Source organism: Lysobacter sp. S4-A87 (assembly GCF_022637455.1).
Taxonomy (GTDB): Bacteria; Pseudomonadota; Gammaproteobacteria; order Xanthomonadales; family Xanthomonadaceae; genus Lysobacter_J.
Window position 1 is genome coordinate 245850 of sequence record NZ_CP093341.1, and the last position, 26882, is coordinate 272731.

At 66.1% G+C, this 26882-nt stretch carries 15 protein-coding genes, 1 tRNA gene and 1 pseudogene; 9 read left to right on the forward strand and 8 right to left on the reverse strand.

The annotated features are described in order from the left end of the window. Window positions 1–5: 5 nt before the first annotated feature. The gene (msrP, locus tag MNR01_RS01165; RefSeq protein ID WP_241919171.1) at window positions 6–974 is read right to left on the reverse strand and encodes a protein-methionine-sulfoxide reductase catalytic subunit MsrP; all 969 of its coding nucleotides are present in this window, start codon (window positions 972–974) and stop codon (window positions 6–8) included. 168 nt (window positions 975–1142) lie between these two features. Between msrP and serC the strand changes: the two genes are divergently transcribed. The 5 genes from serC (at window position 1143) to MNR01_RS01190 (ending at window position 7574) form a co-directional block, all read left to right on the forward strand. After that, window positions 1143–2228, forward strand: a complete 1086-nt coding sequence (gene serC, locus MNR01_RS01170; protein ID WP_241919172.1) for a 3-phosphoserine/phosphohydroxythreonine transaminase — start codon at window positions 1143–1145, stop codon at window positions 2226–2228. 123 nt (window positions 2229–2351) lie between these two features. Further along, window positions 2352–3506, forward strand: a complete 1155-nt coding sequence (gene pheA / locus MNR01_RS01175; protein ID WP_345779044.1) for a prephenate dehydratase — start codon at window positions 2352–2354, stop codon at window positions 3504–3506. Next, window positions 3503–4678 carry a histidinol-phosphate transaminase gene (gene hisC / locus MNR01_RS01180; protein ID WP_241919174.1) on the forward strand — a complete coding sequence of 392 codons (1176 nt, stop codon included), beginning with the start codon at window positions 3503–3505 and terminating at the stop codon, window positions 4676–4678. Before pheA ends, hisC begins: the two co-directional genes overlap by 4 nt. After that, window positions 4675–6003, forward strand: coding sequence for a 3-phosphoshikimate 1-carboxyvinyltransferase (gene aroA / locus MNR01_RS01185; protein WP_241919175.1), 1329 nt, complete (start codon window positions 4675–4677; stop codon window positions 6001–6003). The genes hisC and aroA overlap by 4 nt, the downstream gene beginning before the upstream one ends. A 230-nt stretch (window positions 6004–6233) precedes the next feature. Next, window positions 6234–7574 (forward strand): O-antigen ligase family protein, encoded by a 1341-nt coding sequence (locus tag MNR01_RS01190; protein WP_241919176.1) that lies wholly within the window; start codon window positions 6234–6236, stop codon window positions 7572–7574. Window positions 7575–7595: 21 nt separating this feature from the next. Here the strand turns inward: MNR01_RS01190 and MNR01_RS01195 are convergent, their stop codons facing one another. After that, window positions 7596–8168: an energy transducer TonB gene (locus MNR01_RS01195; protein ID WP_241919177.1), complete on the reverse strand. Its 573-nt coding sequence runs from the start codon at window positions 8166–8168 to the stop codon at window positions 7596–7598. 223 nt (window positions 8169–8391) lie between these two features. On the opposite strand from MNR01_RS01195, the gene serS reads away from it, so the two are divergent. After that, a complete protein-coding gene (gene serS, locus MNR01_RS01200; protein WP_241919178.1) occupies window positions 8392–9684 on the forward strand; it encodes a serine--tRNA ligase in 1293 nt (430 codons plus the stop codon). 173 nt (window positions 9685–9857) lie between these two features. Here the strand turns inward: serS and MNR01_RS01205 are convergent, their stop codons facing one another. Continuing rightward, window positions 9858–10439 (reverse strand): NAD(P)H-dependent oxidoreductase, encoded by a 582-nt coding sequence (locus MNR01_RS01205; protein WP_241919179.1) that lies wholly within the window; start codon window positions 10437–10439, stop codon window positions 9858–9860. A gap of 104 nt (window positions 10440–10543) precedes the next feature. Between MNR01_RS01205 and MNR01_RS01210 the strand changes: the two are divergent. Together MNR01_RS01210 and MNR01_RS01215 are read left to right on the forward strand one after the other, a co-directional pair. After that, window positions 10544–11437: pseudogene (locus MNR01_RS01210) on the forward strand (LysR family transcriptional regulator); the annotation flags it as partial. 204 nt (window positions 11438–11641) lie between these two features. Then, a tRNA-Ser gene (locus tag MNR01_RS01215) sits at window positions 11642–11731 on the forward strand. A gap of 582 nt (window positions 11732–12313) precedes the next feature. Here the strand turns inward: MNR01_RS01215 and MNR01_RS01220 are convergent. The 3 genes from MNR01_RS01220 to MNR01_RS01230 form a co-directional block, all read right to left on the reverse strand. Then, window positions 12314–12772, reverse strand: a complete 459-nt coding sequence (locus MNR01_RS01220; RefSeq protein WP_241919180.1) for a hypothetical protein — start codon at window positions 12770–12772, stop codon at window positions 12314–12316. Window positions 12773–12825: 53 nt separating this feature from the next. Then, window positions 12826–14205, reverse strand: a complete 1380-nt coding sequence (locus MNR01_RS01225; RefSeq protein ID WP_241919181.1) for a hypothetical protein — start codon at window positions 14203–14205, stop codon at window positions 12826–12828. 241 nt (window positions 14206–14446) lie between these two features. After that, the gene (locus MNR01_RS01230; RefSeq protein WP_241918113.1) at window positions 14447–15607 is read right to left on the reverse strand and encodes an IS30 family transposase; all 1161 of its coding nucleotides are present in this window, start codon (window positions 15605–15607) and stop codon (window positions 14447–14449) included. A 131-nt stretch (window positions 15608–15738) separates the two neighbouring features. On the opposite strand from MNR01_RS01230, the gene MNR01_RS01235 reads away from it, so the two are divergent. Beyond that, entirely contained in the window at window positions 15739–16140 is a 402-nt protein-coding gene (locus MNR01_RS01235; protein WP_241919182.1) for a hypothetical protein, read from the forward strand. 106 nt (window positions 16141–16246) lie between these two features. Here MNR01_RS01235 and MNR01_RS01240 read toward each other — a convergent pair whose 3' ends face one another. Both MNR01_RS01240 and MNR01_RS01245 read right to left on the reverse strand, forming a co-directional pair. Further along, window positions 16247–24931 carry a glycoside hydrolase family 94 protein gene (locus tag MNR01_RS01240; RefSeq protein ID WP_241919183.1) on the reverse strand — a complete coding sequence of 2895 codons (8685 nt, stop codon included), beginning with the start codon at window positions 24929–24931 and terminating at the stop codon, window positions 16247–16249. A 258-nt stretch (window positions 24932–25189) separates the two neighbouring features. Then, window positions 25190–26857, reverse strand: coding sequence for a M4 family metallopeptidase (locus tag MNR01_RS01245; RefSeq protein WP_241919184.1), 1668 nt, complete (start codon window positions 26855–26857; stop codon window positions 25190–25192). Window positions 26858–26882 lie beyond the last annotated feature (25 nt).

Below are 26882 nucleotides of genomic sequence, written 5' to 3' on the forward strand. Positions count from 1 at the left end.
CGCCGTCAGAACCACTTCTTCAGGTCGAGGCCGGAGTACATGCCTGCAACCTGGTCGGCATAGCCGTTGAAGATGCGCGTCGGGATGCGTTCGGCGAACAGCTTGCTGGCGGTGCCGGCAATGCGGCGCTCGCTCTTCTGGCTCCAGCGCGGATGGTCGACGCTCGGATTGACGTTGGAGAAGAAGCCGTACTCGCTGGGCTGGGCCTGGTGCCAGGCCGTTTCCGGCATCTTCTCGACGAAATCGATCGCGACGATCGACTTGATCGACTTGAAGCCGTACTTCCATGGCGTGACCAGGCGCAGCGGCGCGCCGTTCTGCTGCAGCAGCGGCTTGCCGTAGATGCCCGTGGCCAGCAAGGTCAGCGGGTTCATTGCCTCGTCGATGCGCAGGCCCTCCCGGTATGGCCAGTCGAGCGCGGGATAGGCCACGCCAGGCATCTGCCGGGGATCGGCCAGCGTCGTGAAGGCCACGAACTTGGCCTGCGAGGTCGGTTCGAAACGCTTGAGCACGGCGGCAAGCGGCACGCCCAGCCAGGGGATCACCATCGACCATCCCTCGACGCAGCGCAGGCGATAGACGCGCTCTTCGGGGGTGAGGCCCTTGATCAGGTCGTCGAGCGAGAGTTTGCCGGGTTTGGCGCAATGGCCGCCGACCGCCACTGACCATGGGCTGGTGCGCAAGGTGCGCTTCGCCTGCGACGGGTCGGCCTTGCCGGTGCCGAACTCGTAGAAGTTGTTGTAGGTGGTGATGTCCTCGAACCGGGTCAGTTCCTCGTTGGTACAGAAGCCGGTGCGCGCCTGTGCCGGTGTGATCGCCACCTTGGGCGGCGGCGGAGGCTCGGCTTCGGAGCAGCCGGGCAGGGCCAGCGCGGGTGCCGCGGCGAATGCAGCCAGGAATTGCCGGCGTCCGCGGTATACCGCTTCGTCGGTGATGTGCGATGAGGGGATCTTCAGTGCGTCACGCAGCGACATGTCCAGCTCCGGATCGGTACGGCGGTGCGCGGGGGGAGTGCACCGTTCGTTGACTATAGAGGGCGCGATCGGGAGAAAAGTTGCGCGGGTAACCATGAATCCGTTACCTGTTGCAGTGCGGCATACTTGGCCGCCCAGCCCCACCGCCCTTTCCTGACTGGAGCGTTCATGTCCCGAGCCTTCAACTTTGCCGCCGGCCCCGCGACTCTTCCCGAGCCGGTGCTGCGACAGGCCCAGGAGGAACTGCTCGACTGGCATGGCGTGGGCGCTTCGATCGTCGAACTGAGCCATCGCGGCCCAGAGTTCATGAAGGTCGCGGCCGAGGCCGAGGCCGATCTGCGCACCCTGGTGGCGATTCCGGATGACTACGCGGTGCTGTTCCTGGCCGGTGGGGCGACAACGCAGCAGGCGCTGATGGCGCTCAACTTCACCTCGCCAGGCCAACGCGTCGACTACGTGGTCACTGGCCATTGGGGCAAGACGGCGATCCGGCAGGTGCGGCCGTACTGCGATGTCAACGTGGCCGCCGACGGCGAGCCCGGCGGATTCCGCGACATCCCGGCACGCGAGACCTGGAAGCTCTCGCCCGACGCCGCCTATGTCCACTACACCGCCAATGAAACCATCCATGGCGTCGAGTTCCGGGATGTTCCCGACGTCGGCGAGGTCCCGCTGTTTGCCGATTTCAGTTCTTCGATCGCATCCGAGCCGCTGGATATCTCCCGCTTCGGTCTGATCTACGGTGGCGCGCAGAAGAACCTTGGCCCGGTCGGGGTCTCGGTGGTGATCGTGCGTCGCGACCTGCTTGAACGCACCGGCCAGCCGCGCGCCGACATCCTCGATTACCGCGCCCACCTCAAGGGCGAATCGATGCTCAACACGCCGCCGACCTGGAACTGGTACCTGGCCGGGCTGGTGTTCAAGTGGATGCTGGCCGAAGGCGGCGTTGAAGAGTTCGCCCGGCGCAATGCACGCAAGGCCGGACTGCTCTATGACGTGATCGACCACTCCGGTGGCTTCTATCGCAATGAAGTGGCGCTGGCGGCGCGTTCGCGCATGAACATTCCGTTCTTCATCCACGACCCTTCGCTCGATGCCGCGTTCCTCGAGCAGGCCGCGCAGAACGGCCTGATTTCCCTCAAGGGCCATCGCGTGCTCGGTGGCATGCGCGCATCGATCTACAACGCGATGCCGGAAGAGGGCGTGCAGGCGCTGGCCGCGTTCATGCGCGACTTCCAGCAACGCAACGGCTAGCGCGAGAAGGCCCTTATCCCGACACCGGGGCAGGGATATGAGACAGAATCAAGGCGACACATCGACATGAGCAGCAACAAGAAGACGCCGGCAAAGCCGGCAGCCAAGAAGGCGCCGGCCAAGGTGACCAAGGTGACCAAGGTGACCAGGCCCGCCAAGCCCGCCAAGGCGGCAGAGACGTCCGGCCAGGCCACGCCGATACCGCCCGACCTGCTGGCCCTGCGCGAGCGAATCGACGGCATCGACCGCCATATCCAGCAGCTGATCGCCGAGCGCGCGCAGTTCGCCAACCAGGTGGGCAAGGCCAAGGGCAAGCTTGCCGCGGCCGTCGACTACTACCGCCCGGAGCGCGAGGCGCAGGTCCTGCGCCGCGTGGTCGACCGAAACGACGGCCCGCTCAACGACGAAGTGCTGGTGCGCCTGTTCCGCGAAATCATGTCGGCCTGCCTGGCCCAGCAGGAGCCGCTGAAGATCGGCTACCTGGGTCCTGAAGGCACGCACTCGCAACAGGCGGTGTACAAGCACTTCGGTCACTCCATCCATGGCCTGCCGCTGAGCAGCATCGAGGAGGTCTTCCAGGAAGTGGAAGCCGGCCATGCCGACTTCGGCGTCGTGCCGGTGGAGAACTCCACCCAGGGCACGATCCAGTCGACGCTGGACATGTTCCTGACCTCGAAGCTGAAGATCTGCGGTGAAGTCGAGTTGCGCGTGCACCAGCACCTGCTTTCGCGCAGTGGTCGCATCGAGGACATCGAGCGGGTCTACTCGCACGCGCAGTCGTTCGCCCAGTGCAAGGCCTGGCTGCGCCAGTACCTGCCCAAGGCGGAGAAGATCGCGGTGGGCAGCAACGCCGAGGCGGCGCGCCGTGCGCGCAGCGCCGATGATGCTGCCGCCATCGCCGGCATCAGTGCCGCCAGCGTCTACGGCCTGAAATCCATTGCCGGACCGATCGAGGACCGGCCCGACAACACCACCCGCTTCCTCGTGCTCGGCCGCGAACTGTTCCCGACCTCGGGCAACGACCGCACCTCGCTGCTGGTGTTCATCAAGGACCAGCCCGGTGCCCTGCATCACGTACTGGCGCCGTTCGCCAGGCACGGGTTGAGCATGAACCGCATCGAGTCGCGTCCGGGCCACACCGGGCTCTGGCAGTACGCGTTCTTCATCGATGTCGGCGGCCACATCCACGACGAGGCGATGCGCCGCGCGCTGGATGAGCTGGACGAGTACGCGCAGGAAGTGAAGGTGCTCGGCTCCTACCCGGTGGCGATCGCATGAGCCTGGCGACTGGCCACAACGGGGCGGGGCACGCGCGTCCGGCATTCGACGAGGCCTGGTTCGCCTCCCGCGCGAGCGCCGGCGTGCAGCGCCTGCGCGCATACGATCCCGGTCACGACCTGGTCGCCATGCGCAAGCGCTTTGGCGAAGCCAACCTGGTCGAGCTGGGCTCCAACGAGAACCCCTATGGCCCGTCGCAGGCCGCCCGCGCCGCCATCCTCGACCAGCTCGATGCGCTGCACCGCTATCCCGATCCGCTCGGCGCCGATCTCAAGCGCGCGCTGGCCGCCAAGCATGGCGTCGACACCGCGCAGATCCTGCTGGGCAACGGCTCGCACGAACTGCTGATGCAGCTGGGCCAGGTGTTCGCCGGTGCGGGCGATGAAGTGGTCTGCTCGCGCTTTGGATTCGCCGTGTTCGCGCTGGCCACCCAGGCGGCCGGCGCCACGTTGCGCATGGTCGATGCACGTCCACGCGACGATGCAACGATGCCGCTGGGCCATGACCTCGAAGCGATCACCCGGGCCATCTCGGCGACGACCCGGCTGGTCTACCTGGCCAACCCCAACAATCCGACCGGCACCTGGTTCGGCCGGCAGGCATTTGCCGCGTTCATGGCGCAGGTGCCCGCCGAGGTCATCGTGGTGATGGACGAGGCCTACGCCGAAATGTCCGACGCCGACGCCGATGCGGCCAGTGCATTGCCGCTGCTGGCCGCCCATCCGAACCTGTTGCTCACGCGCACCTTCAGCAAGGCCTACGGCCTGGCCGGCCTGAGAGTGGGTTACCTGATCGGCGCGCCCGGACTGGTTGCGGTGATGGAGCGGCTGCGCGAGAGCTTCAACGTCAACGGCCCTGCGCTGGCCGCCTGCGAAGCCGCGCTCGGCGACGAGGCGCACCTGCAATGGGCCTGTGCGCGTAATGCCGAACAGCGCGCTGCCCTGGCCGCGCAACTGGCTCAGCGCGGGATGCGCGTGTATCCGTCGCAAACCAACTTCCTACTCGTCGAGTTCGGCGAACGCACGCCCCGGATCGAAGCGCAGCTTGTCGCCCGTGGCGTGGTCCTGCGGCCCATGGGCGGCTATGGGCTGCCCGATTGCCTGCGCATCACCGTTGGCACTGATGACGAGAATCGCCGTCTGCTGGCGGCACTGGATGCAGTGCTGGCATGAGCAACGATTCCGGCACCTCCCGGCAGGACTGGATCGCCCAACCGGGGCAACCGCTGCGTGGCAGCGTGCGCGTACCAGGCGACAAGTCGGTTTCGCACCGCGCCATCATGCTGGCTGCATTGGCCGAAGGCTCGACCCGCATCAGTGGGTTCCTCGAAGGCGAGGACACGCGGGCGACGGCGCGCGTGTTCGAACAACTGGGCGTGCGCATCGAGACCCCCAGCGCCAGTGAGCGGATCGTCCACGGCGTTGGCCTGCATGGACTGCGTGCAGGCAGCGGCGCACTCGACTGCGGCAATGCGGGCACCGGCATGCGACTGCTCGCTGGCGTGCTCGCCGGCCAGGCGTTCGACAGCCTGCTGGTGGGCGATGCCTCCTTGTCGAAGCGGCCCATGCGTCGCGTGATCGACCCGCTTGCGAAGATGGGCGCGGTGATCGCTTCGGAGGAAGGCGGCCTGCCGCCGCTGCGGATCCAGGGCGGTGCGCCACTGCAGGGCATCGACTACACATTGCCCGTCGCCAGCGCCCAGGTGAAGTCGGCGTTGCTGCTGGCCGGCCTGTATGCGCAAGGCGACACGGTCGTGCGCGAGCCCCATCCGACGCGCGACTACACCGAGCGCATGCTCGCCGCATTCGGCTGGCCGATCGAGTTCTCGCCGGGGTTTGCGCGCCTGCAGGGCGGCCATCGCCTGCAGGCGGCCGACGTGGCAGTGCCGGCCGACTTTTCCTCTGCGGCATTCTTCCTGGTGGCCGCAAGCATCATTCCCGGTTCGGAGCTGCGCCTCGAGGCGGTCGGCATGAATCCCCGCCGCACCGGGCTGTTGACCGCGCTGCGACGGATGGGCGCCGACATCCGCGAAGAGAACGCCAGCGAGCAGGGCGGAGAGCCGGTTGCCGACCTGGTCGTCCGGCACGCGCAGCTGCACGGCATCGAGGTCGGTGGTGACCTGGCCCCGGACATGATCGACGAGTTCCCGGCGCTGTTCGTCGCGGCCGCGTGCGCGCAGGGCAACACCACGATCCGCGACGCCGCCGAGCTGCGGGTCAAGGAGTCCGATCGCATCGCCACGATGGCGCAGGGGCTGCGGTCACTCGGCATCGAGGTGGAGGAGCACCCGGATGGCGCGACCATCGTGCCCGGGCCGATCGGGCCCGGCGAGGTCGACAGCCATGGCGACCACCGGATCGCCATGAGCTTCGCCGTGGCCGCGCAGCGGGCCTCGGGGCAGGTCCGGATCCTCGATGTCGCCAACGTGGCGACCTCGTTCCCGGGCTTCGACGCGCTGGCCACCGGTTCGGGCATCTGGCTGGTTCAGTCGCGCTGACTTAGACTCAGACTTGTCTTGTCTGTGCCCCCCAACCGACGCTCGTGTCCCACCAGACTTTTGACACGGACATGGCCGCCCGCCGTAATGGCAGGCCGATCCCCGTGACACCATTTGCCGAGTCCAACGTCACCCCGCGCCTGCTGCGGGTGGCCCTGTGCGGCCTGGGGTTCCTGGCGTTCTTCGCCATGACCGATTTCGACCTGTACATGCGGCCGGAATTCGGTGCGTTGCTGGCGCTGCTGGCGATGTTCTTCGCCGGCCGTACCCCGTGGCGCGAGCTGGCGTCGCTGCCCGTCGTGCGCATGCTCGGGATCTTCATTGCGTTCCTTATCTTGCACGCCCTGTACGCCACCTGGGTCGTCCCTGAGATCAGCTACTCGGATCAGCTCTCCACCGCCTCCAAGCTGGTGCGCCTGGGGGTGTTCTGCTGCGCGGTCGGCTGGTGGCTCTCGGTGTGCCCCCGTGCCATCCCGGGATTGCTGGGGTTGATGGTGCTGGGCCTGCTGGTCGCCGTGCTGTACCACATGCCGTGGCACGCCCTGCCAGAAATATGGGACGGGGAGATGCGACCCCGGTTCGGTATCCCCGAGAACCTGAGCGGGCAGCTTGCCGCCGTCGGTGGCTGGCTGGCGCTGTGCCTGCTGATAGGCATCTGGCGCGACCACCCTCGTGGCAGTCGCCGCAACTGGCTGCTTGCCGTGGGATTTGCCGCCTATGCCGGAAGCTTTTGCGTGCTGTTGTTTTCGCAATCGCGCGGGGCCTGGCTGGCGTTCCTGTCGGCCACGCCATTGGCCATCCTGGGCTATTGGCTGACCCGACGCCCGCGTGGGATCCGGACGCTGCCGTGGCAGCCGATTACCCTGGCTATCGTCATCTCGGTGCTGCTGGTGCTCGGCGCGCGCGACATTTTCGCGAACCGTTTCGCTGGCGCTGACCGCATGCTGCCGGTGGCCGAAGAAGCCGCCGGTGCGGTCAAGCCTGCCGATTCCCAAAGCGGTACCGACGTTCCGCATCGGGCGTCGAGCGCCCCCGTTGACCATGCATCCGCGACAGCCGCCACCCCGACGCCCCCGGCGCGCGACACGGCTGTCAGTTCGACCATCGACACGACCATCCCCGGCAACAAGGCGATCGGCATTCGCGTCCGCCTTTACGAGCTGGGCGTGGAAAAGTTCAGGGAGCGTCCATGGCTGGGCTGGGGCCTGGACTCCACCGCGGCGCTGATCGATTCGGCGAAGCTTGACCTGGCCGGCGAGCGCCACGTCCACCTGCACAACTCGTACCTCGACGCGCTGGTCGGCATGGGCCTGGTCGGTTCGCTGCTGCTGTTGACCCTGTTCGTGCTGGTGATTCGCGAACTGGTCCTGGCCTGGGGCGGCGGAATCATCTCCACGGCCAGCTTCTGGGCGCTCGCCGGATGCGTGGGGATCGTGCTGGTGGCCAACGCCTTCGATTCGCTCCTATGGCGATTTGAGTACGCGCGTGCGCCGCAGGAACTCCTGTTCGGCTGCTGCATCGCCTACGCGCTGATACGGCGTCGCGAGCGATTGCCTGAGTCGAGCGGCTGAGTCGAGCGCCGGCAGCGCGGGTCAGCCCTGGGCGTCGAACCGGATCGGCACGATCACCGAGCCGCTGACCGGCTGCCCGTTGCTGGTGGCCGGGCGAAAATGCCAGCGGCGCACCGCATCGACGGCAGCGCGGTCGAGGTGCCGCGAGCCGCTGCTGCCCTCGACGCTGACCTGTGCCGGCACGCCGTCGGGGCCGATCTCGACCCGGACATTGACCGTGCCGCTCTCACCCCGGCGAAGTGCCTGCGCGGGATAGCGGGGCGATGGCGTCTGGCCCGGGACGGGTTCCGGCCGGCTGGTCGCCGTCGATGCCGTTGCCGCCGGAGCGGGCTGCGGCAGCGTCGGTGGCGGTGCCGGCGGTCGGGTTTCCACTAGTCGAGGCTGCTCGTCGCCGTCGGCGGTATTCGCGCCCGGCGGCTTGGCCAGGCGGCTGGCGCCGTCGGCTCCGGCAGCGGGCAGGGGAGCAGGCAGGGGCGCGTACTGAGGCGATGCGGCCGTCGGCAACGACGCGCTGCCAGACTCCGTGCCGCGGTTGCGGCCCAGCGAGAGCACCAGGAGAAACAGCAGCAGACCTGCGACGAATGCCAGCAGCACCCACAAAAGCGAGCGTCGGGCAGGCAGCCATTTGGACGGTGACGCCAGCGGAGAGCCTGCCGTTGGAGTGTGCGGTGTCGCAGGAGCGGATAGGGACATGGGCCGTCCGTCTGGGTTTCTAAGACGATTCTGAGGTGCCTCGCGTTAATGATTCGGCAACCGGTCGCCGTGGGAGGCGGTTACACGCGATAATCGCGACCTCGATCACCCCACGCCCCTGACAATGCTCGATCCGAACCTGCTGCGCCAAAACCCCGCCGAACTCGCGCAGCGCCTGCGCCAGAGCCGGGGCTACGACCTTGACGCCGGCGCACTGGAAGCGCTGGAGTCCGAGCGCAAGCAGATCCAGATCCGCACCCAGGAGCTGCAGAACCTGCGCAATACCCGTTCCAAGGCGATTGGCATGGCCAAGGCCAAGGGCGAGGACGTCGCGCCGCTGATGGCCGAAGTCGCCGGGTTCGGCGACGAGCTCAAGGCCAGCGAGACGCGCCTGGAAACCATCCGCGGCGAGATCGAAGCCATCGCGCTGACGATCCCCAACCTGCCGCACGAGTCGGTGCCCGCCGGGCAGGACGAAAGCCACAACGTCGAACAGCACCGTTGGGGCACGCCGCGTTCGTTCGGCTTCGCGGTCAAGGACCATGTCGAGCTGGGCGCGCGCAATGGCTGGCTCGATGGCGATACGGCCGCCAAGCTCAGCGGCGCGCGCTTCACCGTGCTGCGCGGGCAGCTCGCCCGCCTGCATCGCGCGCTGGCGCAGTTCATGCTCGACCTGCACACCAACGAGCACGGCTACCAGGAAACCAGCGTGCCGCTGCTGGTCAACGCCGACAGCATGCGCGGCACCGGCCAGCTGCCGAAGTTCGAGGACGACCTGTTCGCGACCGTGGTCGGCGATGGCGAGAGCGCACACAAGCGCTATCTCATTCCGACATCCGAAGTGCCGCTGACCAACATCGTGCGCGACGAGATCGTCGAAGCCGATGCAATGCCGCTGCGCATGACCGCGCATTCGATGTGCTTCCGTGCCGAAGCCGGCAGCCACGGCCGCGACACCCGCGGCATGATCCGACAGCACCAGTTCGAGAAGGTCGAGCTGGTCACCATCGCGCAGCCGGAAGAAAGCTACGCCGAGCACGACCGCATGACGCGCTGCGCCGAAGTGGTGCTCGAAAAGCTCGGCCTGCCGTACCGCCGCGTGCTGCTGTGCACGGGCGACATGGGCTTCGCCGCGACCAAGACCTACGATCTCGAAGTCTGGCTCCCCTCGCAGGACACCTACCGCGAGATTTCCTCGTGCTCGAACTGCGAGTCCTTCCAGGCGCGTCGCATGCAGGCACGCTGGCGCAATCCGGCGACCGGCAAGCCCGAGCTGGTGCACACCCTCAACGGTTCGGGCGTCGCGGTCGGCCGCGCACTGATCGCGGTGATGGAGAACTACCAGAACGAGGACGGCTCGATCACCGTCCCCGAGATCCTGCGCCCCTACATGGGCGGCCAGGACAACATCGCCTGACCGTAGCCCGGGTAAGCGCAGCGCACCCGGGTCAACAAACGCCACAAGCCCCACCCCAAAAAAACGGGCCCGCAATGCGGGCCCGTCGCGTTTCCGTGCCCAAGCGGGGAGGGATGGGCCGGAAACGCCTAGTCAGACAGCCTGAATCAGGGAAGGGGAGTCCCAGGGGGTTATCAGGCAGCCTGTGCCAGAGGCGAACGGATGGACGCGTGCGCAGCGGCCAGCGCGTCGGTGCGGTGCTGGTCCGAGTAGGCCACGCCTTCGGCACGCACGATCTCCAGCTCGGTCACGCCGAGGAAGCCGAACACGTGGCGCAGGTACGACTCCTGGAAGTCAGCCGGGCTGGTATCGCCATAGATGCCGCCGCGACCGCTGGCGATGATCACGCGCTTGTCGCCCGCCAGGCCCTCGGGACCAGCCTCGGTGTAGCGGAAGGTGCGGCCGGCGACGGCGACCCGGTCGATCCACGCCTTGAGCGTCGAGGGGATGCTGAAGTTGTAAAACGGGGTGCCAATCACCACTACATCGGCATCAAGGAACTGCTGGATCACCGCTTCGCCGGCAACCGCCTCGGCCTGGTCGACCTTGGCCAGGGCGCGGCCGGTCAGGTGCGGGATCGGGTCAGCGTCCAGGTCGCGGTACTCGACCGTCAGGTTCGGGTGTGAGTCCTGCCAGCGCTTGACGATCGCCGAGCTGAGCTCGCGGGTGATGGAATTGGCGCCCAGGGCGCTGGAGTCGAGGTGGAGCAGCTTCATGACGGGCCTCTGCAGCAGATTCGGCGGGAGTGCCGGGTTGGACGCCAATCTATGCCGTTGCTTATTTGGGATAAAGCTGGTCAACTACCACTAACTGTTCTGGAATTGGAATTATCGCCATGCAGGACCTGAACGATCTGTACTACTTTGCGATGGTGGTCGAGCACGGCGGCTTTGCCGCGGCTGAGCGCGCCCTGGGCATCCCCAAGTCGCGGCTGAGCCGGCGCATCAGCCAACTCGAGACCGACCTGGGCGTTCGCCTGCTGCAGCGTTCCACGCGCCGATTTGCCGTGACCGACGTCGGCAACAGCGTCTACCGGCACGCCCAGTCGATGCTGGCCGAGGCCCAGGCCGCCCATGAAGTGGTCGACCGCCTCAGCGCCGAGCCGCGCGGCGTGATCCGCGTCAGCGTGCCGGTCGGGATGGCCCAGCAGCAGATGCCCAGGCTGCTGCCGGAGTTCCTCGCCCGGTTCCCGCAGGTGCGGGTGCAGCTGCTGGTCAGCAATCGCCGCGTCGACATCATCAACGAAGGCATCGACGTCGCCCTGCGCGTGCGTGCCAAGCTCGATGACGACGGCAGCCTGGTGATGCGCAGCTTCGGCCAGATCCAGGAATTGCTGGTCGCCAGCCCCGACTACCTGCGTCGCATGGGCCGGCCGAAGAATCCGGACGAGCTGGGTGACCACGTCACCCTCAGCATGAGTGAGGACGACGCGCGCCAGCGCTGGGAGCTGCACGGTCCCGACGGCGACGTGCGCCGGGTCGAGCTCAAGCCGCGGGTGATGGGCTTCGACTTCCCGATGCTGATGTCGCTGGCCCAGCAGGGCGTCGGCATCACGCTGCTGCCCGAGACCATCTGCGCCGAAGCCGTGCGACGCGGCGAACTGGAAGTGGTGCTGCCAAACTGGCGCCTGCCGCAGGGCATCTTCCACGCCGTGTTCGCCTCCCGCCGCGGCCTGCTGCCGGCGGTACGGGTGTTCATCGACTTCATCGCCGAAAAGGCCCCGGGCCTGGTCGAATCGGCACGGCTGCAGTGCAAGGAGATCAAGGGCATGCCGTGCCCGGGTGACGCCGATTACGCGGAACCGGCGCCTGAGATACGGATTCCGACGCAAGCCTGAGGCATGCGGGCTTGAGAGCCGGCCGGGCCGCTATGCGACAATGCGCGACCCGCGAGGCGGGGCAGCAGTCGCCAGACAATCGGAGAGATGGCCGAGTGGTTTAAGGCAGCGGTCTTGAAAACCGCCGTGGTAGCAATACCACCGTGGGTTCGAATCCCACTCTCTCCGCCAGAACTGGTTATAAAGGCCCGAAAATTAGCGGGTTTTTTTATAGTCGCCAATATTTGCTCCCTACATTGCTCCATCCGTCTCGGGCCCCGTTTTTTAGCTGTCGGCTCCGGATGCGGCGGCGGGATTCGAACCGGCGGCATTAGGCCGGCGGCGTTCGGCGTCATCTTCTGGAGCGTCATCAGGGGCCGGTGCCCGACCGGGCCGGCGCCCTGTACGCCGTGGAGGTGACCTCGGCCAACACCGGCGTGAGCATCAGGCCATGCGACGCCAGGCGCGCACGATGCGCCCATGCGACCGTCCAGCTACCGCCCGACCTGACTTGGCACTGTCCGATGTCCGGCTATCCCACCCCGACGCCCAGGCTGTACGCCCTCACCGCCGGCAGCGAGTTGGCTGGGGTGAGAAATCCGTGATTGACGGACTTAACGCCAGCCATTTGGAAGGCGCGAAGCGCAGAATTTTCCGGAACTGGAAGTGATGCGCGAAGCCGGGTGAGTCACGACGCCGCACTTGCCGTTGACTAATGCATTGAGGCCCCAAGCAATTTAGGAACCGCCGTCCGCGGGCCGTCTGCTGTTCGCGCTATCGCAAGCCCGAATGCAGCACGGCAACTAGGCCAGTAATAGCACCGATTGCGCCTGTGACGGCAGACACCCAAACAACAAGCTGGGCCCTGCTTTCGTGGCGCGCCTTCAACTCCCGCCGAATTTCTTCACGCAGTGGACCAATCCCCGCCTCGGTTAAGTAATACCGCCCGGTTTCACTCCCAACGTACCAGTGATCGGAATCGATTCCGTCTTCGTCATGGATACGGGGAATAGGTACACGCAAGCGCCTTGCTTGGCGAAGCAGTCGCTGCGTGTAGTGCGCATCCTCCTCCTCGCGTTGCAAGGTAAGTTCGAAGTTTCGCTGCTCTTCCAGGCCACGAACACCTTCGTAATCCTTGACCTTGTACGCGGCCGTAATGTCCTTCGCGAAGCCTTTTTCGATAATTGATCGTGACCACGCTAAACGCGCGCCCGTTGGCAGCACGTTTCGCATCCGGCGAAACAATCGAGACATAGCTGATGCCCCCAGGTTTTTGGATGCCTACTTCAGACGCGCTCGCGATTGATGACGCGCGTTGCGGCATCCTCAATGACCTTTGGGTCAAGTTGGAACCCGCCAAATACATTGAACAGTGGTTCGATTGCAGTCGCGAGCAAGCCGCTAACGGCTGATGGCGGTGTGTCGGCGGCAACAAGGATGGATATTGTCACTTCATCCTGATACGCCTTTCGGCCACGGCTAATGTATCGGCCTGGATGGCCCCAGTAGCTTAGCTCCCGCCCCCGAAGGCCGGTCCAGCGGAACGCGAACTGTAGGCTGCACGTGGACTCGCCAGCGACGGTGCCGTCGCAACCTAAGGCATTGGCAAACGCGAGTCCGACGGCGATTGCCTCGGCGCAGTCCTGCACCGGAAACAAAAAGTCAAAGACTGTGTTGGGCGCCCTGTCCGCCGCTGCCGCATCGTCAAGCAGCATATTTCTTTGGATGAAGCTTCCTGCCGGATCGTAGCGCATGTATTGGAACTGATGCCTCGCGTCCGAAATGAATGCCTCCCATACGCCGTCGATGGTATGAGGCCGCATTGAGCTATCTGCGAACGTGTCGCTCACCAACCAGATCGGCCAACCCGTCAAATGCGGGTTGTTTGCATCCAGGAGTCGAAGGAACTGCGTGTTCGCGACATGGCCCGCAGGCACACCGCTCATGAAAAGTGCGGCGTCCCACCAACCTGCCGTTGGCAACGCGACCTTACGCTCGCCTGCGATCGCTTCCTGGCGCGCCTTGCCTACGTCCAACAACTGCCTTGCTTGCTGGTCGAGACTCTCTGATGGTCCGTGCTTTCCCAGGTCTGCCAGAAGCTGCTGAAGTTCCAGCGAACCACCGCTTGCAAAATGTCGCCGCAGGAATCGTCCGATGTCAGCCTCGCGATTATCGAAGCAAACTTCGACAAGGCGCGGCCAGTCCTTCCACGCCGCCTTGCTAGTTCCGGCGACGTTTGAACGCAGCGTCCTTACGTAAAGATCGTCTGTTGCGACGTTCGGCAAGCCACCGGATTTGACGGCAACCGGCGTACGCACCCCCGGTGGAATGACGATCACCGGGAACTCCCTTCCTTCCCTGGCCCCATACGCGACGCCTACCTCAAATGCGTCCGACGCATAGCGCGCTACTAGGCTTTGAATCTTGTCCGGATGGAACGCAGCCCGCGCATCGAGAGGCTCGTTCTCCGATTCGGGTAGCAGTGACTTGTCATTGAAACCTATCAGGAGGTAGCCGCCGCCATGATTTCGCAGCGCCAGCGCTGAACGTACGATCTTAGACTGACCTTCCGGCTCGTCGGGATTGATCCAGTTCTTAATTTCAACTGCGAGACTTTCGCTTGGGCGATCCACCAGTTCTTGGATTCGCGCTTGGTCGATATCCATCCCCACCCCAACCACTCCTGACCTAGCGCGCATAGAATCACGTTTCCGTCGTCATTTCGACCACCAGTGCAGACGACCGTGCTCGCGCACATCCCCGAGTCGATTTTTCCAGTTTTTACTTGCTGGCAGGGGAGTGTCCGGTAGGCGGGGCTCCGCCAAAAGTCTCGATGTCGCCCCCCGGCGGGTCAATCCCTTGACTTCGCCTGGTCGGGCCGGCCAATGCCCGCTTTCGACTGCGGTTTCAACCGGTCGATGCAACAGCTTGTTGAAATCGTTCGGCCGGTGTTTCGTAGCCTAGCGTCTTCCGGGGCCGTCCGTTCAACTCTCTGGCCACGGCGTCAAGCTTGGCCTGCGTGATCGTGGACAGATCGAGACCCTTGGGGAAGTACTGCCGAAGCAATCCGTTGGTGTTCTCGTTTGAACCGCGCTGCCATGGATGCTGCGGATCGCAGAAGTAGACCTGGATGTCGGTCGCCATGGTGAATCGGCGATGATCAGCCATCTCCTTACCGCGGTCCCAGGTCAACGATCGATACAGTTCCTTCGGCAGGCGCCGTGCGTTGTTGATCAGCGCGTCGATGACCGTTTCGGTGTCCTTGCCGCCGACCTTCACCAGCATGACGTAGCGCGTATGCCGCTCCACCAGCGTGGCAATCTGACTGTTGCTGCTGCCAAACAACAGGTCGCCCTCCCAATGGCCCGGCACGGCCCGGTCTTCGACCGCTGCAGGGCGCTCGCGGATCGATACGGTGTCGCTGATGCGGCCGTGGTTGTCGGCCTTCTGTGTGTGGTGGCGTGAGCGGCGCATTGCTCGCGTGCGCCTCAGGTAGCCCAGAAGCTCCTGTTTTAAGGCGCCTCGGGCTTGGATGAAGAGCGTGCGGTAGATCGTCTCGTGTGACACCTGACCGCTCGCGTCGTCTGGATGGATGCGCTTGAGCCATCCGGCGATCTGCTGCGGAGACCAGCGCTGTTGAAGCTTAGCTGCGACCTGCCGCGCCAAGGCTCGATGCCGGGCCAGCTTACAAGTCTTTGGACGACGCGCCCGGTCCCAGGCGGCCTGGTCGGCCCGGTTCGCCCGGTAGCCATCAGAACCCTCGTTGCGTCGCAGTTCGCGGCTCACTGTGGACGGCGCCCGCCCCAGCGCGGCCGCGATCGAACGGATCGATTGCCCGCTCACCACGCCCCGCGAAATCTCTTCCCGCTCGGCCAAGCTCAGCGTCCGCTCAGAACGGCGGCGCTGAGGTGGCCGGATCCCACCGGACGCGGCCAGGATCCCGCGAACCGAGCTGTGGCGACGATCAAACAGCCGGGCGATTTGGTGCAGCGAATCGCCCTGTTGCCAGCGGTCCCACATCAGGGCCTTCTGGCCTTCCGTGTAACAGATCCTTGCCCGGTACTTCATCTGCAACACTCCTGCTGCCGAGGCAGCCTTCAGTGTGTTGCATCGACCGGTTGAAACCGCAACCCAAAGCAGTCATTGGCCGGTTGAGCAGGTATGCTCGATTGGCGAAAGGATTGCGACTGGGAGGCACCGTGCAAACGCATTGGTTCTACACCGTATGGCCGTTCATCGGGGTAGGCGGGGCGATCGTGATGGTCGCCATCCTGTTAACCACCGACACCTTCCGTGACAACACCACGGTATCGCGCTGGCGTGATCCAGTGTGGCTGGCGTGGCTCGCAGTGCCGCTCTACTGGGTACATCAGTTCGAGGAGTACAGCCTGCCGGTGCTGGGATTTGACTACTCAATCCAGCAAATGATCTGCAAGAAGCTGGGCTTCCCGCCGTACCCGGACTGCCCGATTCCCCTGTCCTTCTATCCGGTGGTGAACATCGCTCTGATGTGGTTCGGGGCGCCACTAGCAGCGTACCTCTGCGGGCGCAACGTCCTCATCGGCCTCAGCTTCTGGGGACTGCTCTTGTCCCCTCCTTAGAGCTGAACAATTGGCGGTGATCGTAAGTGATTGATTTGCAACGGAGCTTTGGACAGTTTAGGTGCTCAGGCAGCTCGCCCGCTTTCTGTGCCAGCTCAGGTTTGGGCTAAAAGGGGAGGCGCGCCCGCGGCCAATACGCTTCGACGTGGTGGGCGACGCCGTCGTCGACCAGCGGAAACCGGAAGTCCGCCTGTTCCGCGCCGTCCAGTTTCAGAGTCGCCGGCCCTGAGTCGCCTTGCGTCACCTTGATCGAGTACACGCTGGTTCCGTAGCGATACTGCAGCTGGTACTCCGGCCAGTCGGCGGGCAGACAGGGCTGCAGCGTCATCAAGGTGCCATTGCGCTGCAGCCCCAGCAGTGATTCGGTCAGCAGCCGGTACATCCAGCCGGCCGAGCCTGTGTACCAGGTCCACCCGCCGCGGCCCACATGCGGCGGAACCGCGTACACGTCGGCTGCAAGCACATAGGGTTCAACCTTGTAGCGGGCTGCTTCATCGGCGTCGCTTGCGTGGTGGATGGGGTTGATCATCCGGGCAAGCTCCCAGGCGCGCGCCGCGTCGCCCTGGTGGGCGAACGCCATCGCTGCCCACACCGCGGCATGCGTGTACTGGCCGCCGTTCTCGCGCACGCCCGGCACGTAGCCGCGGATGTAGCCCGGATCCTTCGCGGTCTTGTCGAACGGAGGATCCAGCAACTGGATCAGTCCGGCGTCACGCCGCACCAGGTGGCGGTCCAGTGAAGCCATGGCCTGGCGTGCACGTGCAGGATCGGCCGCGCCCGACAGCACCGACCAGCTCTGCGAGATCGAGTCGATCCTGCATTCGTCGCTTTCGGTGGAGCCCAGCGGTGTTCCGTCGTCGAACCAGGCGCGGCGGTACCACTGGCCGTCCCAGGCGTGGGCCTCCAGGTTGCCGCGCAGTTGCTGTGCCTGCTCGCGGCACCAGGTCGCGAAGGACGCGTCACCACGTCCGCTGGCGACGTTTGCGAAGCGCTGCAGGCCATCGAAGAGGAAGAAGCCCAGCCACACGCTTTCGCCGCGGCCGGCTTCGCCCACACGGTTCATGCCGTCGTTCCAGTCGCCGGTGCCGATCAGCGGCAGGCCGCGCTCGCCCAGCAGGCTGCAGCCGCGCTGCAGTGCCAGCACGCAGTGCTCGTAGAACGACTGCTGCAGGTACGACGCTACCGGCATGTCGTAATAGGATTCCTCGTCGGGGTTCACCGGGCGTCCGTCGATGAAGCGCACGTTCTCGTCCAGCACGCTGGCGTCACCGGTGACTGCCAGATAGCGGCAGGCGGCCAGCGGCAGCCACAGGTAGTCATCCGAGCAGCGCGTGCGTACGCCTCGCCCTTGCGGTGGATGCCACCAGTGCAGCACGTCGCCCTGGGGGAACTGGTGCGCGGCGCACAACAGCAGGTGTTCGCGGGTCAGCGCAGGCTTGGCGTGCACGGTTGCCATGGTGTCCTGCAGCTGGTCGCGGAACCCGAACGCGCCGCCGGACTGGTAGTAACCGCTGCGTGCGACGTAGCGGCAGGCCAGCGTCTGGTACAGCAGCCAGCCATTGGCCAGCGCATCGACGCTGGCGTCGGGCGTCTTCACCTGGACGGTCGACAGCAGGCTGCGCCAGTGGATGCGCAGGGCATCGAGCGCGTCGTGCGCGCGTTGTACACCCCGCACCTTCTCGGCGAGCTGCAACGCTTCGCCGTAATCCCTGCCGACACCCAGCCGGAACACGGTCTCGCGTTCCTCGTCTTCGGCCAGTGCAAGCGGCACCTGTATGGCCGCGCATGGATCCAGGCCTACGCCCAAGCGGCCTGACAGGCGCTCGCGCAGCAGCGCTGCCGGGTCTTCCAGGCTTCCGTTGCGGCCGAGGAACTCGGTCCGGTCGGCGGTGTAGCTGCAGCCCGATGCATCGGTGTCGAAGAATGCGACGCGGCCGCCGAACTCGGTGTTGTACGGGTTGCGTGCCGTCAGCACGCCGATGCCGGCGTGCAGCTCGCTGACCACGTGCATCTGCGATTTGGACCGCAGGTCGCCCAGTACCCATTCCACGTAGCCGAATGCCGCCAGCCTGCGCGCGCGGCCGGACAGGTTGCGGAGCTTCAGGACCGAGAACTTCACCGCTTCTTCAATGTCCACGTACACCCACAGCTCGCTGGCGATGCCGTCCTCGATGTGCTCGTAGACGCTGTAGCCGAATCCGTGGCGGGTGCGGTACGCGCCGCGTCCGCGCCGCGGCAACGGCATCGGCGACCAGACATGGCCCGATTCTTCATCGCGCAGGTAGAACGCCTCTCCGCCGCTGTCGGCCACCGGATCGTTGTGCCACGGCGTCAGGCGGAACTCGTGCGCGTTCTCGAACCAGGTGTAACCCGGCGTGCTCTCGCTGACGACGGTGCCCAGCTTCTCGTTGGCCATCACGTTCGACCACGGCGCGGGTGTGGGCGCACCTTCGCGGGAGACGATCACGTACTCGCGGCCGTCGGCGGAGAAGGCGCCTGTGCCGTTGTCGAAGATCAGCTCGCTGGCGACCGCGTCGAAGGGCCAGGCGTCGTCCGCCTCGCGGGGGTAGGGCGGCGGCGGCAGTCCGGTCGATGCATCGAGGGGCGGCGGTTCGGGCCGCGACTCCGGCACGCCGTCCGGGAGCAGGGCGGGGATGGTCCGCTCGGGCGGCACGTGGCGGCCGATCTGCGCGGCAAGCGTTCCCTTCTGGTCGCTGACGATCACCCGTGCCACCGACTGCAGCAGGATCCGGTCTTCCTGCGAGATCTGCTGGGCCGGACGCACGAAGATGCCGCCGGGGCGGTCGAGCACGTTGGCTTCCGGATCGGCCGAGACCATCCCCAGGATCAGGTCCTGCAGCTGCTGCCGATATCCCGCCTGGCTCTCGTTCCAGATCACCAGGTCGGCGCGCAGGCCTTTCAGGCGCCAGTAGGCGTGTGCCTGCACCATCTGCCTGACCAGCTCGATGTTGTCGGAGTCGGCGATCTGCAGCAGGACGATGGGGAGGTCGCCGGAGATCGCATGCCCCCACAGGCCGGACTGGCCGCGCTGGTTCTGCAGCAGCACGTCCTGGTCTGCGCGCAGCAACGGATGGGCGTAGACGATCAACCCGGCAAGTCGTTCGTACAGCTGCGCATCTGCCTGGGATGCATTGATCTGGCGCCTGACCACCTGGCTCTGGGTCCAGGCCAGGTCGAACACGCGGTCGGCCAGGCGGCGGTCGCGGTACTTGTCGACCAGTTGTTCGCAGGCCTCGCTGTCGGCACCGACGCCGTAGACCATGTCGATCATCGCGGTCTGTTCCGGTGCCAGTTCGATCCGGCAGCGGATGGCGACGATCGGGTCCAGCACCGAGCCGTCGGTGTCCGAGAGCGCTTCATCGATCGCAAGCGCGCGCGGAGTGCGAGGAGAATTGCCACGGCCGAGAAAGCGGGCACGGTCGGTCTCGTAGGAGATGGCGCTGATGTCGGCGTCGTGCACCGCGACCAGGTGGAACATCCACGGCGGCACTTCGTCGTGGGCGCGCGCCCGGCGCGTGCACAACAGCGCCTGCTTCTGCCGGACGATCTGCGATTGCACGAACAGGTTGCTGAAGGCCGGATGCAGTTCGTCGGAAATCGCCGGCGCCAGCACGACTTCCGCATAGGTGGTGACCTCGATCGTGCGCGTGCGCCTGCTGCGGTTGGTCAGGCGCAGGCGGCGCAGTTCGATGTCGTCCTCGGCCGAGATGGCGATTTCCAGATGGCTTTCGTAGCCGCGCTTGCGCCCGCGGAACTCGGCCTTCGCGTCGGAGAAGATGGCCTCGTACTGCTCCACCGCAACGCCGGTCGGCTGCATCGAAGTGGACCAGAACTCACCACTCTCGACATCGCGCAGGTAGCAGAAATTGCCCCAATGGTCGCGCGTGCCGTCTTCGCGCCAGCGCGTGACCGCCATGTCCCGGTGCCGGCTGTAGCCGCCGCCTGCGCTGGTGAGCAGGCCGTGATAGCGGCCGTTGGACAGCAACTGCACGGCCGGCCGTGCTGTGCCGGGATTGCGGAACACGCGCAGTTGGGTCTCCGTCTCGCCGGCGGTGGCGCGCGCAGCGCCCAGGGTCTCGGCCTCGTGCGGGTGGAACACGCCGGTGTGCGGGATGCGCTCCTGCAGCAGCAACAGCGTGGCCTGGAACTCGGCATCGGCGACGAAGCGCTGTTGCATCGGCTGGTGGCGCAGCAGGTGATCCAGCGACAGCAGCCCCATGCCCTGGTGGTGGGCCATGAACGAACGAACCACCACGTGTTCCTGGCCGTGCGGTACGCGAGCCGGTGTGTAGTCGATGGCCTCGTACAGACCGAAGTGCCCGCCGAATCCCTGCTCGGTCAGCCGTTGCAGGTTCTGGCATGCCGCCTCGGGCGCGACCATCAGCGCCATCATGCTGGCATAGGGCGCGATCACCAGGTCCTGGCCCAGGCCACGCTTCAACCCGAGGCCGGGCACGCCGAACGCACGATACTGGTAGTTCATGCGCGCATCGACGGTGTTGTAGCCGGACTCCGACACGCCCCAGGGCACGCCACGCTGCACGCCATGCGTGATCTGCGCTTCGACGGCGTGAAGCGAGGTCTGGTCGAGCAGGGTGTCGCGGTAGCTGGGCATCACCAGCTGCGGCATCAGGTACTCGAACATCGAGCCGCTCCACGACAGCAGCGTGGCATCGCCGTTGACCTCGGTCAGCAGCCTGCCGAGGGCGAACCAGTTCTCCTGCGGCAGCTGGCCCTGGGCAATCGCGACGAAGCTGCACAGCCGCGCCTCCGACGCCAGCAGGTCGTAGTAGCCGGCATCCAGGCGGTGCTCGTCGAGGTTGTAGCCGATGGACAGCAAGTGGCGCGAGCGGTCGTAGAGGAACTCGTACTCCATCAGCGAGAACTGACCGGCGACGTGCGCCAACCGCTCGAGCTGGTGGACCCGTTCCCGCGCGCGTGCCTGCCCCGGCGCGGCCTCGGGATCTGCCTGCAACTGGCGCAGCGTGGGGATCGATACGTTGACCGCGTCCTGCGCGGGCAGGTCGGGGAAGAAGTGCCGCAGCTCGTCGTGCGCGGACCGGCAGGCGCTGGCCAGCAGACCGGGCCAGTCCGGTGCGTGGACATCTTCCAGGGGCGCCGGCCATGCGCTCACGATCTCGCTGGCCTGGATCACCAGCTGGGCCAGCAACCGGTCGGCATCCGCGATCGTGGTTGGCTGCGCGCGTGCCAGATCCAGCGTTGACCGGAAGTTCGCCAAGGCACCGGTCAGTGCCTCGTCACGGCCAGATGCCTCGGTCGCTTCTTCCAGCACGCCCAGCGTGTCGGCCATGCCCTCGAACGTGCACGGTGCCAGTAGCGGTGCATCCACCAGCGCCAGCAGACCCTGGCGCAACGTCAGCAGATGTCCGGCTAGGTTGCCGCTGTCGACCGTGGAGATGTAACGCGGTGGCAGCGGTTGCAGCGTCTCGGTGTCGTACCAGTTGTAGAAGTGCCCGCGGTGGCGCGGCAGCGTTTCCAGGGTGGCGAACACCAGCCGCGTTCGTTCCATCACGCCACCCGGCTGCAGGTACCCCAGGTCGTAGGCGGACAGGTTGGCCAGCAGCGACAGGCCAATGTTGGTCGGCGAGGTCCGGCGCGCCACGACGAGGGCAGGGTGTTCCTGCACGTTGTCCGGCGGCAACCAGTGATCTTCGGCGCGGACATAGGTCTCGAAGAACCCCCAGGTGCGGCGCGCCAGGCGCCCGAGGAACGCTCGCTGCGAGGTGGACAGTTCCGTATCGCGTTGTGCGGGCGGGTGGCCCAGCCATGCCATCACTACGGGCGACAGCAACCACAACGCCAGCATGGGGGCCGCCACCCACAGCGACATCGGCTGGACGCCGGCGATGGCCATGCCCGCGGCGATGGCGAACAGCGGCGCGATCGCCATGCCCCGCAGTTCGGCACCCATGCCGCTGCCGAGGCTGCGCTCGACCTCGCTGGAAGGGTTCCATTGCAACAGGTTCCTGCGACTGACCAGCAACCGCCACAGGGTTCGCGCAATCGCACCCAGGTTCAGGAAGGCTTCGTGGGGCAGGCAGGTCAGGTTGACTGCGGCGCGCTGCAGTTGCCGCAGCGTGGATGTGCCAATCCGCAGCAGGTGTGCTTCCAATGGCATGTCGACCGGAATGACGAAGGCGTCGCGCAGTGCAGGCAACAGCACGGGCAGCAGCCACAGGCACAGCAGCCACCCCGTCCATTGCAGCGGATCGGACGAGAACAGCCAGCCAGTCAGCAGCAGCGCGGTAGCCGCGACCGGCACCAGGCTGCGGCGCAGGTTGTCGAGCAGCTTGCCGCGCGACAGCCATGACAGCGGGTTGCGTTCGTAGCCGCCCTGCGCACGCGGCACCCAGGGCAACAACCAGGGCAGCAGTTGCCAGTCGCCGCGTATCCAGCGGTAGCGCCGCTTCACGTCGGCGGCGTAGCGCGACGGGTATTCCTCGTACAGGCGTACATCGCTGACCAGTCCGGCGCGTGCGTAGCATCCTTCCAGCAGGTCGTGGCTGAGGATGCGGTTGTCGGGGAAGCGGTCGGCCAGCGCGATCTCGAACGCATCCACGTCGTAGATGCCCTTGCCGACGAACGAGCCTTCGCCGAACAGGTCCTGGTATACGTCCGAGACGGTGCGCGTGTAGGGGTCGATGCCTGGCTCACTGCCGAACATGCGCGCATAGCGCGTGCTGCGGCGCCCGCTCAGGCTGGTGCCGACGCTCGGCTGGAGGATGCCGTAGCCGTGGACGACTCGGCGCTTGCGCGGGTCGAAGCGGGCGCGGTTGAGCGGGTGCGCCAGCGTGCCGACGAACTCGCGGGCGGCATCGCGCGGCAGGCGGGTGTCGGTATCCAGGGTGATGACATAGCGGACATTGGTCAGGACGTCCGTTGCGCCGGTCACCAGCAGGAAATCCTCGTGGCCCGACCCGCGCAGCAGCCGGTTCAGTGCCGCGAGTTTGCCGCGCTTTCGCTCGTAGCCCATCCAGCGGCCTTCGCGAGGGTTCCACTGACGCGGGCGGTGGAACAGGAAGAAGCGGTCGCCGCTTTCCGGGGCGTAGCGGTGGTTGAGCAGTTCGATCTGCTGCGCGGCCCTGGCCAGCAGGTCCGCATCGGTCGGCAAGGTCTGCTGGTCCGCATCGAGGAAGTCGGTCAGCAATGCAAAGTGAAGGTGGCGGTCGCGATTGGCCAGGAAGCGAACCTCCAGCCCTTCCACCAGGCTGTCCACGCCGTCCGCGCTGCCCAGCATGCTGGGCACCACCACGAGCGTGCGGCAATCGGCCGGGATGCCCTCTGAAAAATCCATGCGCGGCAGCAGGCGCGGCGGGACCAGAACCGTTGCGGCCCAGTTGACCAGGGCGATGCCCATCTCGCTGAAGGCCACTACGGCCAGCATGCCCAACAACCATGTCGGGACGCCGTGCAGGACGATGCCGTCGGCTGCGGAAAGCAATCCCCAGGTGAACAAGCCGGTGATGGTCGCGATCGGCAAAAGGTAGGCCGGTAGCGGCGTGCGACGAGGCGGCAGGCGCACTGGCCGGCGCGCGTTCGCGGACTCGTTCACCGCGGCCCGCGTCTGCGCAACGCCATCGTCGATCAGGTAGTACCCGACGTGGGCCTTGCTGTCGGTGACCGTCGTGGCGCGCGCTTCTCCCTGCGCGAGCTGCAAGACGATATCGGCGACTTCCTGTTCGGCGACTCCGCTCAGCCGGGCGACCTTTTCCACCACATGGCGGTAGCTGTCGCGGGTGCTGAAGTCCATCAGGGCGTAGGTTCCGGCGGGGTCCTCGCGCAGGCCGCGTTCGACCACGCTCATGTTCTCGACGAACTCGCGCCAGTCCATGTTGGCCAGGAAACGAAGGCTGCCAATGCTGTTGCTGATCGAGACCTGGTCGGCGGCCTGTTGCTGGCTTTCCAGGTGCACCAGTTCCTCGATGCTGTGGCCGCTGTCGACGGCCCACTGGTCCAGCCAGGTCATGGGCATCGAGAACACCGAGCCGCGGCCCTGCAATCCACGCGTCAGTTCCGAGACGAATGCACCCGACAGCGGCGGCTCCGAGCGCGCCATGTCGGCCACCACCAGCACCACGTTCTTGGGGTTCTCGGCGGCGGTCGTATTGAGAAGGTCGGCCCACTCGCTGGCCAGCCGGTGGTCCAGGCCATCGCGCATCACGCGCACCGCCATGCGCCTGAGGTTGTCGATCAACGCCAGCCTCAGCATGATGGGGATCGCCCACAGCTCGCCCAGCTTCAGCGGCGTGATCGACTGGTAAGCGGCCACGAAACGGCTGATGGTTTCGGCATCGATGCGACCGTCGCCGTGCGCGATGGCTTCCAGCGAAAGGTCGTACACGCGGGGCAGGCCGGCCGAATAGCCATTGCTCAGCGACGGCAGCTCGCGGCTGTATCCCTTCGGCAGATGCCGTCTTGCCGTGTGGATCTGTTCTTCCACCAGGTAGTAGTTGTCGAGCAGCCACTCACCGGCGGGCGTGATGCGCATGTTGATCTGCACCATCCGCGTGAGCATGGCGCAGGCGTCGTCCAGCAGGCCTTCGTTCTCCTCGAGCCGATCGAGCAATCGTTCCGGGCCGGATCGTGGATGAACGCGATGGGTACGGGCCAGGGCCCTGCCGTGCAGTTCCATCTGCTCGGCATTGAAAAGCTGCGAGCGCAGCGGTTCTTCGGCTTGCAGCGTCCGCTGGGTCGCCGCTCGTCGCCAGCGCCACAAACGCCGACGCAGGCGTAGCCAACGGCTGAACATCCTCCAGAGCTGTGGCATCGGGCAACCTTTGGGCCTGGGCGGCCACGTGGCCCTCATCCTTGCATCAGGGTCCGCACACGCCCGTGAAGCCGGATCCCGCGCGGTCCCCGGGCACGCCAGGGGTGGAAGTCGGCGTTCGGGTCGCGATCATGAACGTCGAAGGCCTCGGGGGACACCCGAGGCCTTCACTGGACAACCGACCGCACGATTCTGGATCGAAGAGGGACGCGACAACGCGTCCCTCCACATCGCGTGCTCTCAGTGCACGTTGACCGCATCCCACGCCGCTGCAACGGCGTTGTGGTTTGCCGAGCCGGCGCCGTACAGGTCGGCGGCGGCATTGAGCGTTGCCACGCGGGCGGCGGCGTAGTCGGTGTTGGAAACCATGTACACCGTCAGGGCGCGGTACCAGATCTGCGTGGCGGCTTCGCGGCCGATGCCGGCGAGGCCGACGTTGCCGTTGCAGACCATATCGCTCTGGGTGAGGTCCGCCGGCACGCGCGAGTCGGTCGGAACCACGGCGCCTTCGGCGAGCAGATAGTAGAAGTGATTGGCCACGCCGGAGGTGTAGTGCACGTCCTTCTGGTTCTTGAAGAAGTCCAGGTAGGCCGGATCAGAACCATCCGGATAGCAATCGTCGGAGATGCCGTCCAGGCTGGGCTTGAACATCGCACGCAGCGCCGGCGGGTTACGCGGGTCGGCCGTGAAGATGGCTTCACCGATCCAGTAGTTCGGCGGCTGCGAGGCGTTGTTGGCGTAGTACTCGACCATCGTGCCCAGGATGTCCGAATTGGCCTCGTTGAGGCCTCCGGACTCGCCGGCGTAGATCAGCCCGGCAGTGGTGGCGGTGACACCATGGCTCATCTCGTGGCCCATGATGTCGAGCGCCACCAGGGGGCGCGTGCGCACGCCGTCGCCATCGCCGAAGGCCATGCAGAAGCAGTCGTCGCTCCAGAAGGCATTGACGTAGTTCTGCTGGAAGTGGACCGATCCGGTCGCGCCGCGGCCGTCGTTGGCGATGCCATTGCGGCCGAACTTCTCCCTGTAGAAGTCCCAGGTCCTGGCGAAGCCGTAGGCTGCGTCCACGGCGGTGCTCACGCGGTCGCTGGTGTCGCCGTTGCCCCACTTGTTGTCGCCGTCGACGACCAGCGTGCCGAGGCCGCCGGCGCTGCCGTGGAAGCCGTTGCCCATGTCGTTGATGCGGGTGTTGCCACGGGTCGGATCGATCAGCTCGTAGATGCGGCGGGTGACGTTGTACTGGCCATACACCGGCACCGTGCCGGCCATCAGCGAGCGGCCCGTACCGGTGGAGGCGGTGACGTTGGGCGTGGACGGCGGGTTGGTACCCGGCAGTCCGGTGCCCGGCAGGGTGCCGGTCTTGACGGCGTTTTCCTTGTCGAGGATCGCGCCGTTGGCGGCACTGACGTAGTAGTGCATGCGCATCGGCGTACCGTCGCTGGCCTTGCCGACGTACAGCACGTCATAGGCCAGCACCGGCGTGGCGCGGCGGGCGAACACCACCAGGCGGGCGGTCGGGACGGCATCGAACTGGGTACCGAAGTGCACGCCGGCCGCGACGATGGCGGAGTCGGCATTGATCGCTGGCGTGGTCGACAGCGTCAGGGGCTGGACCTGGGTCACGCTGGCGCGCTGGAAGGCGCCGGCGCGGGTGTGGACGACCATGTCGCCGCCGATGACCGGCAGGCCGCGGTAGGTGCGATCCAGGCGCACGTGTTCGGTGCCGTTGCGGTCGACGATCACGTCACGCGTGGTGAAGGTGTCGTCGGCGGACAGACGGGTGGCCATCGGGTTCTGACGGATTGCACCGAGGGCGCGGTTGAACGCCGCGCCATTATCAACCGCGGCGGCCTGGCCGACGGTCCCCATGAGAATGGCCACGGACAGGGCCTTAGCAAGCGACGACATGAATATCCCCTCGAAACTCGAAATG

Coding starts and splice junctions, on each gene's coding strand:
- msrP (WP_241919171.1), bottom strand. CDS start 974: ATGTCGCTGCGTGACGCACTGAAGATCCCCTCATCGCACATCACCGAC.
- serC (WP_241919172.1), top strand. CDS start 1,143: ATGTCCCGAGCCTTCAACTTTGCCGCCGGCCCCGCGACTCTTCCCGAG.
- hisC (WP_241919174.1), top strand. CDS start 3,503: ATGAGCCTGGCGACTGGCCACAACGGGGCGGGGCACGCGCGTCCGGCA.
- aroA (WP_241919175.1), top strand. CDS start 4,675: ATGAGCAACGATTCCGGCACCTCCCGGCAGGACTGGATCGCCCAACCG.
- serS (WP_241919178.1), top strand. CDS start 8,392: ATGCTCGATCCGAACCTGCTGCGCCAAAACCCCGCCGAACTCGCGCAG.
- MNR01_RS01205 (WP_241919179.1), bottom strand. CDS start 10,439: ATGAAGCTGCTCCACCTCGACTCCAGCGCCCTGGGCGCCAATTCCATC.
- MNR01_RS01220 (WP_241919180.1), bottom strand. CDS start 12,772: ATGCGAAACGTGCTGCCAACGGGCGCGCGTTTAGCGTGGTCACGATCA.
- MNR01_RS01225 (WP_241919181.1), bottom strand. CDS start 14,205: ATGGATATCGACCAAGCGCGAATCCAAGAACTGGTGGATCGCCCAAGC.
- MNR01_RS01230 (WP_241918113.1), bottom strand. CDS start 15,607: ATGAAGTACCGGGCAAGGATCTGTTACACGGAAGGCCAGAAGGCCCTG.
- MNR01_RS01240 (WP_241919183.1), bottom strand. CDS start 24,931: ATGTTCAGCCGTTGGCTACGCCTGCGTCGGCGTTTGTGGCGCTGGCGA.
- MNR01_RS01245 (WP_241919184.1), bottom strand. CDS start 26,857: ATGTCGTCGCTTGCTAAGGCCCTGTCCGTGGCCATTCTCATGGGGACC.